Source organism: Brucella pseudintermedia, from assembly GCF_008932435.1.
Taxonomy (GTDB): domain Bacteria; phylum Pseudomonadota; class Alphaproteobacteria; order Rhizobiales; family Rhizobiaceae; genus Brucella; species Brucella pseudintermedia.
In genome coordinates this window covers 1-11,151 of the sequence record NZ_WBWE01000027.1, presented here as the reverse complement: position 1 = coordinate 11,151, position 11,151 = coordinate 1, and the positions used below count along the sequence as shown (strand labels likewise).

The following is an 11,151-nucleotide window of genomic DNA, read 5'->3' as shown; positions in this document are numbered from 1 at the left end:
CCTTGAAAGCCGGGCTGTGGTTCCGGCGTGGTCGTCTCGTCATGGTATCTCCTGTTCTCGGCATCTAAGCCGAAGTCAGGCAGAAATTCCACTTATCTCCGCTGTCCAGATTTCCCGAACCACCTCTCAGCTTGTGATCCCGAGAGCCTCATTAGTTGCCCATAGTCCAGCGAAGGAAAACGGCGAATGCTCTGGCAGATGGATGTGCCAAGGGTCACGACCGCCGTCTTCTGCATTCTTCGTCCACTCATAAAAGCCATCGGCCGGGATTGGGCGCCGCTTGCTCTTGAAAGCCTCTCTGAACATTGTTTTTTATCGGCCTCTTCTGACATCGCGTTGAATGTCGAAAAGTTACCAAGTTCCTTGGCCCAAAACGGCACAAGGCCCCACCTGCCCTCCCGGAGTTTCATACCTTCATCGCTATGCGTCACGAACAATACGTCCTGGGTGGGGCAAATATTGTATCTCGGCTGAGTGTTGCGGGCCTGATCTGACATCAGCGTCAGGTTATAAAGGCGGTGTATCTCGGACCAAGGAAGGTAAAGAGTGTATCGGCCGCACATTATTACCTCATGATTTTGTCAACTGGCACCTTTGGTGCTTTTGACTATCGCACGAACAGCTCTAGCGGATAGATTATATTCTTGTGCGATTTCTGCAACCGATGCATTTCTCATTTGGAAGGCGTTTCTTATTTCACGTCTCTCATTTGCTTTCACCTTCGGTGGCCGACCGAGTTGCTTGCCTTTAAGTCTCGCAGCTTCCATCCCCGCTCTTGTTCGTTCGCTTATTAGGGCCCGTTCGAACTCCGCGAGTGCTGCGAGGATATGAAATACCAACCTTCCTCCGCTGGAGCTTGTGTCGATATTTTCCGTTAACGACTGGAACTCAACCCCCCTTTTGCCGAGATTGTTAATGATCTCAACAAGATTTACGAGTGATCTACCAAGCCGATCCAATCTCCAAACGACTAATATGTCACCCTTCTTAAGACTCGCCATGACTTTTTTCAGTCCTGGTCGATTAGATACTTTCCCCGATATCCCTTGATCGGTGAATATATGGTCGCACTCCGCTTTGTTTAACGCGTTGAGTTGTAAATCAAGGTGCTGATCGTCAGTAGAGACACGGGCGTAACCGATTCTCCGTCTACATTCTGTGTTAGAAGATGTGACATCATAATTGCTATTTTGTACTGGCATTTTCGATATTCTGAGCTTTCTCATGAATTTTAACGCCATTTTTTGTACGATGAACACCCTTAGGAATTGACACAAAAGGAACCTTTTCTGCCGCTTGATTTTCGCAACTTTCTTTGCAACGAGAGTGCCCCCACACTATTGGCCGATAGGCCGGAAATACCGACAAAGACGTACTTTAAACCTATTGCCATGAGTTTTATGATCGAGCGTACCATAAAGGTTCCTTTACGTACCTTTTCCTTCCAGCGAGCCTAATTGCCTTTCACCGTGCAGATGCGGGGTGAAAGGATTTGTTGGATTATCTCGACGTCGCAGACGAGTTTTGGCTGACGGAAGTCACCGATGCTATTGAAGAAGACCGGATCCAGCTTGCCGTTCAAGGCATACATTCCGCTACAAACGTCGACCGTCTGCTGTACGGCGAGTGTCTCGCTCGCCTTGTAGACCGAGACGGGACAGTTCGAAGCGCTAGCGAATTTGTACCGGTACTGGACGTTTGGGGCAAAACGCCAATTCTGGATCAGCACATGTTCAAGCTCGTTTTGGACGAGCTTGACGCTGATCCACGCGCTATTCTGGGCTGCAACATTTCTACAGACAGCCTCACAGAAGCCGAATGGCCAACCATTTACGGCCAGTTGACCACGCGTGCGCACTTGGCCAACCGATTGGTTATCGAAGTCACTGAAACACGCCCCCTTGGCGACATTGTGACTGCTAACAGATGTCTGGCCGCTGCGCGTAAACTCGGTTGTCTTGTCGCTATCGACGACTTCGGAAGCGGTCAGGTCACGCCCTGGCAGTTGCTACGGCTGGAGGTCGATATCGTCAAGATCGATGCCGCATTCGTTCGTGACATCAAGGAATCCCATCCTCGGGGCAACAGCCTTCAATTCATGATCGGACTGGCGAAATGCGCAGCTCCGACTGTCATCGTTGAGGGCGTCGAAACCAATACTCACCTGATCGATGCAGTGATGGCCGGGGCTACCCATGCCCAGGGATACCATCTGTCTCGACCAGTATTTCTGCATTCAAACGAGCCTGTGTTCCGGGCTATTTCTGAGGGTAAGACATGTCATTAATTTCCAGAGATCTAGCGCGTGTACTGGGGTCCACCGCCATTGCACTGGTTCTAACAGGCGCAGTTGCGAAAGCTGAGCCCGCAGTTACGATGGATGGAGCCGCATATCGGTATTCTGCTGGCGGCACGGATACGACGAGTGGTAACACTTTTGAAGCTGCCACGAGTGGGCCGACAAAGCGGGCATGGGGCATGCTCGTATATAACGGCTCAATTGCGAACGTTTCCGATACAACAGTTATCACGTCTGGAGCGAAGGCTCACGGAATTCAGGTCGGTGCCAAAGGTGGCAACGCAGACGGTGCAGATCATTCAACAATCAATCTTGGCAACGGCGTGAATGTCACGACGGGCGGAAATGATTCTTATGGTCTTCATGCTATTGATGGCGGCAACATCTCTGGCACAGCGACTGTCGGTACGACTGGTGCGAGAGCGTATGGTGCGTTTGCGGAATCTTTCTCGACAATCGATCTGACTGGCGGCTCGATCACCACGAGTGGCAGCCTTGCCTATGGCCTGCTAGCGAACAACGATATGAATACTGTCGGCGGCAAAATAACCGCGACGGATGTTGATATCGACACCTCTTCCAGCTGGACATTCGGTGCTTATGCCAAAAATGGCGGCGAAATTACGCTAAACGGCGGCTCGATCACCACCACGGGCGAACGCGCTTATGGAATTCTCGCCAGCAATGGCGGTATAGTTAGTTCTAGCGCCGATATCAAAACCACTTTCGATAAGACTCACGGCATCCAGGCAGGGGAGGATGCAAACAATCCTGGCGGGCGGGTTATTCTGACTGGCGGAAGCGTTACAACTGATGGGGTTTTCTCAGTCGGTCTGCACGCTGTTCAAGGCGGCACAATCCAGGGCAACACGACAATCACGACCAATGGCGTGAATGGTCACGGCGCGTTTGCTGAAAGCGATTCAACCATTGCGCTGAACAACTCGGCCATTACCACAAGGGGCGACACTGCTTACGGTCTTCACGCCAACAATGACAAAAACACGGTTGGTGGCAAAATCACTGCCGTAGATACCGTCATAACGACGAATGGCGTTCATTCCTACGGTGCGTTTGCTGACAATGGCGGCCAGATCAGTTTGACGGGTGGCTCGATCACAACCGCCAATGAAAAAGGCAAAGGAACGCAAGATGGTGACGGTTCGCGCGGCTACGCCCTTTTCTCTCAGGGTAATGGATCCCTTGTCAGTGCCGAAGGAACGGCGATTCACACACTTGGACAGCGCGCCTATGGCGCTTATGCGCTGAATGGCGGCGATGTTGATCTGAAGAATGTTTCGATCACCACCGAGGGCTTCATGGCCTACGGTGTGTATGCATCCGGTGCGGGATCTGTGCTGAATGCTGAGAACGTCAACATCACGACGTCTGGCGACGTTGGCGATGCCGCGTGGGCCTATGCGGGCGGTATTCTCAATCTGAAAGGCGGCACATACAACGTTCTGGGAGAGCAGAACTCGAATTCGCCGCATGAAAATGCCAACGGTCTTATCGCTGTTGGTGGCACGGCAACGACTGACGGCGGCATCATTAATGCAGAAAACCTGGTTATCAACACGACTGGTGCCGACAGCTACGGTTTCCGAGCTGGCGCGGTTGTTGGCGCTGACGAAACGTCGGGTACGATCAAACTAAAAAACACGACGATCACCGCGTCCGGTGAGAACGCTTATATTGGCCAGGTTCAATACGGCAGCACTCTTACGGTTTCGGATTCAACGCTGAAATCTGAACGCGGCATCGGTATCGGACTGACCGACAGCGCTGATGTAACGCTTAACAACACTTCAATTATCTCCGGCAAGGAAACGTTCGAGTCCACATTCTCCAAAACTGGCCAGACTCAGAATGTAAGCTTGGGCAACGGAACAGTCGCCACTCAGAATAACGGAACCTTGTTGAAGGTGAACCGTTCTGAGGCAGGTGGGGACGGCATAGTCAATCTCAATTTGCGCGCAGGTTCGACATCAAGCGGTGATATTGTCGACACGGACACCACAAAAACTACGGGTGTCACAAACGTAAAAGTGGAACAGGGTGCCACCTACAACGGCAGAATCGAAGGCATCACTGATCTGGACGCCGAATCCGGTACTGATCTGACCTTCGAAGCTGGAACGGAGATAGCAGGAAACCTGACGGGTACTTCCAGCACATTCACATTTGACCCCACGGGTGCGAATATCGGGGGCGATGTTGCTTTGAATGACGGTTCTTCCACACACGGCGGTAGCATCAACAGTCCAATTATCGTGGGCGGCAGTGTCCTCGTTGATCCGACGTCCATCTTAGGCGGCAATTGGGATATTGCTGGCAATCTTTCCGCGAATGGAATGATCACGCCCGGTAATTCCATCGGTGTCGTCAAGGTTGGGGGCGATGCGACTTTCGGTGCAGATTCCGTTTATACAGTTGAAATCGCTGGCGACGGCACGAGTGATCGTATCGATGTAACCGGAAAGGCAACCCTGCAAGGCGGTCGTGTAGATGTCTATGCGCTCGACAATAAGGTTAGCTATCAGGACGGACAGACGTATACAATTCTGACTGCGGGTGGTGGTGTTGATGGTGAGTTCTCTGAAGCCGCATCGAAATCAGTCTTCCTGACAGCTGAACTTGAGCATCTCTCAAATCAGGTTGATCTGAAGGTTGGCTTGGTAGCAGATCCTGTCGATCCGGAGAACCCTCCCGTCGTCTTCGAGAAGGTAGCACAGACAAACAATCAGATAGCTACCGCTCGTGCGCTGGATAGCTTGGAACAAAGCGGTTCGTCGCTTGAGCTATACAACTCGGTTCTGTTCCTTGCGAGCGAGGAAGAAGCCCGTGATGCATTCAACCAGCTTTCGGGTGACACACATGCATCGGTTAAAACAGGTCTTATTGACACCGCAAATCTGACTGCTGATGCCATTAACAATCGCCTTCGTTCAGCTTTTGAGGGTGTGGCAGCCAAGGACGCTCCTGTTCTGTCATTCGCCCAATCGCCAAAGGGCAGCGCGCCTCAGCCGTTCGACGCCGTTGCACCAGCTTCTTATGATTACGGTGTATGGGCCTCTGGTTTCGGTTCGTGGGTGGATCACGATGGAAACGCTAATACGGGCGGGCTCAAGTCAACGACGGGCGGATTCCTGTCCGGTGTGGATGTTGGCTTTGCTTCCGGATGGCGTCTCGGCGTCGTCGGTGGTTACAGCCAGACCGATCTTGATGCCAAGGGCCGTTATGCTTCAGCTACGAGTGATAACTGGCATCTGGGTGTCTATGGTGGCAACCAGTGGGGACCGATTGGTCTGCGCGCTGGCCTCGTGCACACTTGGCATAGCATCGACTCTTCACGCTCGGTTGCTTACACAGGTTTCAGCGACAGTCTCGATGCTGATTATGATGCCCGTACATTCCAGGCATTTGGTGAACTTGGTTATCGCATCGATATGGCAGCGGCATCGTTTGAACCGTTTGCCAACCTGTCGCATGTTCGTTTGCACACCGACGGTTTCACTGAAAAGGGCGATGCGGCGGCTTTGTCTGTTAACGGTGAAACGACCAGCACCACCTTCACGACCCTTGGTCTGAGGGCATCGGCTCCCCTCCAGCTTGGTCCCACCACAGCCAATCTGAAGGGAACTCTCGGCTGGCGTCACGCTTATGGTGACATCACGCCGGAATCCACGCAGTACTTCGCAGGAAGCAATGCCTTTACCGTCGAGGGTGTCGCAATCGCAAAGGATGCGGCTCTGGTCGAAGCAGGCTTTGATGTCGCGATCACTGAAGCATCAACCTTCGGTGTAAGCTACGTCGGCCAGTTTGGCAGCGACATCACTCAGAATGGCTTTAACGCCACCCTGAATGTGAAGTTCTAAACCAGTTTGGAAATCGCAACGCCCCCTCGCACAGAACAAGCATCGCGATTTCCATGGATAGGACTTTGGGTTGCTCCTGGGTCCTTCACTTGCCGCCCAGCCATCATGGTTGGGCGGCTTTTTGCGTAAGCTTCTCAAGTATAGTCATGTAAACTCTCTCAAAATTTACGGGGATTTTTCAAACTACCCGCTGTTTTTTCGTAGATTTCCTTATAAAAATACTTCATAAATTTGAGAATATAAAAATGGGCAATATCTTCGCCTCGTCCATTCGAATGCGAAGATCAAACTTGGGGCACATAGACGCAGCGGTCGGAAAGCGTCTTGGGGTAGAAAACATGTCAGTATCGCGAAATACTTCGCGCTGCGTTATCGCGGCGTCCATACTTGTGTTGTCTTCGACAACATTCATTTCATCAGCGCTAGCTCAGGGTGTATTTTCAGGTGGTACGCTTATTATCTCCGGTGAACAAACCGTCTCGGATGATTTTGATTTGTTAACGTCAGGGACGGTTCAAATAAACAGCGGTGGCAATGCAACACTAACTGGGAATATCGTCACAAATAATAATATGTTGACGTTCTCTACGTTAGGCACGGGGCTGGTTACCGGAAATATAGTTGGCGGATCCAGCCTCATCGATAAAACTGGCTCTGGAACACTTGTAATCGATGGTCAGATCAGTGGCGTCGGCACGGGTATCTCAGTGCGCGGGACGCTCGTCCTTAACAATGCCAACACATTTGGCGGCGGCTCAGGGTCCATCCTTCTTAGCAACGGCACTATCGTAGCGGGCGATAACACTGCCCTTTCAACAGCGCGAATTACGACAATTTTTGCTACGGGCACTCTCTCTGCCAACAAAGACGTAACATTAGCCAACAACTTCAGTCTGAGCACCGGTAGCGATCTTGCGGTCGATACGGCCGGACATCAGATATCTCTGACGGGCAAAATTCAGGCGAATTCAGGCGGTGGTTCGGCAGCAAGGCTCATTAAGAACGGCGCTGGTACGCTTACGCTTTCCGGAAATAACACTTATGTAGGCGGCACGGTTCTCAACCAGGGTGCGCTTTCTGTTTCCTCTGATAGCAATCTCGGTGACGTCAACGGAGGGCTAACCTTCGATGGCGGCGAACTCAAATTTGGCTCGGCCTTTGATTTGTCGACTTCGCGGGCAATCAATCTGTCGGTAGGTGGTGGCACCATCGACACTGCAGGGAACGAGAGCACGATCAGAAGGGCAATATCAGGAAGCGGTGGCCTGACAGTCAAGGATAGTAGCAATTCCGCAAATGGTATGCTGACCTTGGAAGGCATGAATGATTATACTGGAGCAACCACGATTGCCGACGGCGCGACATTAGCTTTATCTGGTCAAGGGCGCGTGAACCAATCAAGCGGCGTTCATGTTGATGGAACGTTCGACGTTTCCAATGCCAGTTCTGCACAGATTAACAACCTTTCAGGCCATGGAAATGTCGCGCTTGGCAGCAATTACCTGCAAATCAATAATGCGGCTGGAACGTTTAGCGGTGTGATCTCCGGTGGTGGCGGCGTAAATATAGGTAGTGGACAACAAGTTTTCACTGGTACCAATAGCTATACAGGCACGACGGGCATCATGACTGGTGCGGTCCTGGAGTTAGGGAATGGCGGTACTGAAGGGTCGGTTGCTGGCAACATAACCAACTACGGTGCCATCGTTTTCAACCGATCCGATGACGTCCTCTACAATGGAGAAATTACTGGCAACGGTATTTTCGCCCACGTCGGTAGCGGAAAGCTCACTCTTACCGCCACCAGTAGTTCAAGAGGCGACGTCCTTATTGGGCCTGACAGCACACTTCAGTTGGGCAATGGCGGTACAACGGGACTTATCGGCGGCACCAATTTCACTGGCACGATTACCAACCTTGGCACCTTAATCTATGATCGTTCAAATGCCGTTTCCTGGAAGGGTATCTATGCTGGCAATGGCGACATAATCAAAGAAGGTACCAATACCCTTACTTTGACAGGTGACAGTTCTGGATATGCAGGCTCGACCACGGTTAAGAGCGGCAAGTTGATCGTTGGGAACAATCTGGGGAACGGCAAGCTTGGCGGCAACGTGACTGTTTTCGACGGAGCAACACTCGGCGGATACGGCACGCTGGGTTCAGGCCCAGGTTCACTCATAAGCATTCAATCCGGTGGTATACTGTCGCCAGGCAATTCGATTGGAACGTTGACGATCAATGGTGACCTAAACCTGCAGGCTGGCTCCTACCTTATGGCTGAGCTGGCTGGCGACGGCACTGCCGATCTCGTCAATGTAACAGGTCGGGCAAACATCAACGGTTCGCATCTCGTTATCACGGCACTTGATCCCGAAATCAGCTACCAAGCAGGCCAGAATTACAACATTCTGTCTGCAGCTAATCTGGTTAACGGACAATTTGCGGATGTAACATCGAACTCAGCGTTCCTAACCTTCACACTCGATCCAGATCAGAGTTCAAATGCCTTCAACGTCGCACTGAAGCCTATTGCAACCGAACCCGAACCGAACAATCCAGATCCAGGTAGCAACCCCGGGCAAGGAGAAAATCCGAAACCAACGCCTTTGTTCACGACTGTCACAGAAACGAGAAACGAGTTCGCAACGGCTCAGGCTCTGGATTCCCTCGCTCAGACAGGAAGTTCACTGGCACTTTACAACACGCTCTTGATGCAGTCGGCTGAAGAAGCCCGGTCGGCCTTTAATGATCTGTCAGGTGAAGCTTACGCATCCGCGAAAGGTGCACTGATCAATCAGTCGCAGTTCATCAACAGCGCAATCACCAATCGGCTGCAACAAGCCAACGGCTCGACACCTACAGCGCCAGTGGCCACGATGAACTATGCTTCTGGACCCAATAAGACTGAAGCCTTCGAGACTGTGACGCCAAAAGCGAGTTCTGAAAATCTTTATACGGGATGGGGATACGCTTACGGAGCCTGGAGTGAACAGGATCCGAATGGCAACACGGGTCGGCTGAAATCTTCAGTTGGCGGGTTCGTCACCGGTATCGACAGGCTTGTATACGAAAACTGGCGACTCGGCCTCCTGGCTGGCTATAGTCATACCTCCTTCGATGTCGATAGTAGAGCATCATCCGGCAGCAGCGATAACTACACCATTGGTGCTTACACGGGTACTGAATGGCAGATGACAAATGGCAACGCATTGGCTTTCAACTCAGGCGTTGCCTACACCTGGCATCAGTTGGACATGAACAGATCTGTCGCCTTCCCCGGTTTCGGCGATAGGTTGAATGCCGATTACGACGCAGGAACGTTCCAGATATTTGGTGAACTCGGATACAAGATCCAACTCCCGAAGGCTGTGATCGAACCGTATGCCAATTTGTCTTATGTCCGTTTGAAAACTGATGGTTTCGATGAGGACGGCGAGACGGCAGCAGCGCTATCCACGGAATCTGATACCACAAGCACAACGTTCAGCACGCTTGGCTTTCGAGCATCGACTGGCTTCGATCTTGGAAGCATCCCAACAACCGCCCGCGCCGATATTGGCTGGAGACATGCTGCAGGAGACGTGAACCCCGTTTCAACGGCCAGCTTTGTTGGCTCGAACGCTTTCGCCGTTACAGGCGCTCCGATAGCAAAGGATACCGCCATCATCGAAGCCGGGTTGGATTTCGAATTATCGAAAGATGCCATACTTGGCGTGTCCTATAGCGGCCAGTTTGGTTCTGGAGCACAACGAAATGGATTCAATGCCTCTTTGAAGGTTAGCTTCTGATCTTTTCTACCGATACTGACTAAAAGAGGGCTACGGCCCTCTTTTTGCGTTCGTAGCATAAAGGAAAAACCCTGAATGTGAATTACCGGTGATAGGCGTACGTTGTCGGAGTTGAAATTTATGCTCACAGAGATAATGTCCAACGAGGGCTTGGAGGAAGCATGAAATTTTCTACCGCAATCGGAATTATTATCTTCGCATCGTCAGCAATGTCAGCGAATGCACAAAGTATGCCAAAATACGATCCAGCAACCTACTGCAAAGGTGTCTCGGAATACAGTGGCGGCTCGTCTGTTATTTACAAGGGCTGCATTGAGATGGAGCAGACTTCGTATGATTCTTTGAAGTCGACTTGGTCAGGACTCTCGTCAAAGACACGAAATCATTGTGAGGAAGTTGCTCGATACAGTGATGGCTCTTATGTCATCCTGAAGGGCTGTGTCGACATGGAAGCTGATGCTGCCGCATCGACACCAGAATTCAAGTTTTGAAAGTGCGCGACATGAAAACGATCAGTTTCGCCATTGCGATTTCGGCCGCCTGTAGGTGTGTTCGCCGTTTGTTGGTTGTGTTAGATCTTCCATGTCACTCACCAACCTCAGTGCACCTGCATGGCTCACCAAATGCTGGTCAAATCGCCGCGACGGTGGACAATTGAAAAGGACTTGCAGCCTTTTCGATTAAAGAAGACAGCTCTGTCGTCTTTCCCTGTGTAAACAATGACGTGGTCTGCTTTGAGGACTGCATCACTGTCGGTTTTACATGACTTAGCACCGCACCACATACGCGAGTATGCCTGAACGAAGTCGAGAACATCTCGGTTGTTGTCGCCTTCCCAATCTTCGAGATAGCCCAATTTCATCATGTTGTCGGAAACTTGATGCATCGTCCTACAAGCTGCATTTGCGTAACCTGTCATGGCGAACAGTGACATCGCAGTTGCTATCACCAGTTTTTTCATTTGGCCCCCTAGTTGCATCTCACACTTCAGAGATCTCATCACTTCCATTTACTTGCCCAGCTGCGTAATTCCGCCTTTGCCTTGTCAGGCCATTCAGAGGTGGTTCGGTTTGTCTGAACAGTTTCGGGCGTTTCGTTAAGTGGATTTCCGCCGCGATTATGCCGCCACCATCATTGGTGTCAGCGCGTTGAAGTAGACCTGATCCGGCGTCTGCCGGTCAAG

6 protein-coding genes and 1 pseudogene are annotated in these 11,151 nt (G+C 51.4%); 4 read left to right on the top strand and 3 right to left on the bottom strand.

What is annotated here, in order from left to right; genetic code table 11:
- Positions 1-126: 126 nt before the first annotated feature.
- A pseudogene (locus tag F9K78_RS21540) lies at positions 127-563 on the bottom strand (SOS response-associated peptidase).
- 18 nt (positions 564-581) lie between these two features.
- A complete protein-coding gene (locus F9K78_RS21535; protein ID WP_151682739.1) occupies positions 582-1,202 on the bottom strand; it encodes a recombinase family protein in 621 nt (206 codons plus the stop codon).
- Between the two features lie 293 nt (positions 1,203-1,495).
- On the opposite strand from F9K78_RS21535, the gene F9K78_RS21530 reads away from it, so the two are divergent.
- The 4 genes from F9K78_RS21530 (at position 1,496) to F9K78_RS21515 (ending at position 10,459) form a co-directional block, all read left to right on the top strand.
- Entirely contained in the window at positions 1,496-2,287 is a 792-nt protein-coding gene (locus tag F9K78_RS21530) for an EAL domain-containing protein (protein WP_167518156.1), read from the top strand.
- Positions 2,288-2,478: 191 nt separating this feature from the next.
- A complete protein-coding gene (locus F9K78_RS21525) occupies positions 2,479-6,177 on the top strand; it encodes an autotransporter domain-containing protein (protein ID WP_167518155.1) in 3,699 nt (1,232 codons plus the stop codon).
- A gap of 245 nt (positions 6,178-6,422) precedes the next feature.
- A complete protein-coding gene (locus F9K78_RS21520; protein WP_235925506.1) occupies positions 6,423-9,968 on the top strand; it encodes an autotransporter domain-containing protein in 3,546 nt (1,181 codons plus the stop codon).
- Between the two features lie 161 nt (positions 9,969-10,129).
- A complete protein-coding gene (locus F9K78_RS21515; protein ID WP_151682735.1) occupies positions 10,130-10,459 on the top strand; it encodes a hypothetical protein in 330 nt (109 codons plus the stop codon).
- A 125-nt stretch (positions 10,460-10,584) separates the two neighbouring features.
- Here F9K78_RS21515 and F9K78_RS21510 read toward each other — a convergent pair whose 3' ends face one another.
- The gene (locus F9K78_RS21510; RefSeq protein WP_151682734.1) at positions 10,585-10,929 is read right to left on the bottom strand and encodes a hypothetical protein; all 345 of its coding nucleotides are present in this window, start codon (positions 10,927-10,929) and stop codon (positions 10,585-10,587) included.
- Positions 10,930-11,151 lie beyond the last annotated feature (222 nt).

What these genes read in the sequence shown, in the direction of transcription:
- F9K78_RS21535 (WP_151682739.1), bottom strand. Translation starts at nt 1,202, where the DNA reads ATGCCAGTACAAAATAGCAATTATGATGTCACATCTTCTAACACAGAA.
- F9K78_RS21525 (WP_167518155.1), top strand. Translation starts at nt 2,479, where the DNA reads ATGCTCGTATATAACGGCTCAATTGCGAACGTTTCCGATACAACAGTT.
- F9K78_RS21520 (WP_235925506.1), top strand. Translation starts at nt 6,423, where the DNA reads ATGGGCAATATCTTCGCCTCGTCCATTCGAATGCGAAGATCAAACTTG.
- F9K78_RS21515 (WP_151682735.1), top strand. Translation starts at nt 10,130, where the DNA reads ATGAAATTTTCTACCGCAATCGGAATTATTATCTTCGCATCGTCAGCA.
- F9K78_RS21510 (WP_151682734.1), bottom strand. Translation starts at nt 10,929, where the DNA reads ATGAAAAAACTGGTGATAGCAACTGCGATGTCACTGTTCGCCATGACA.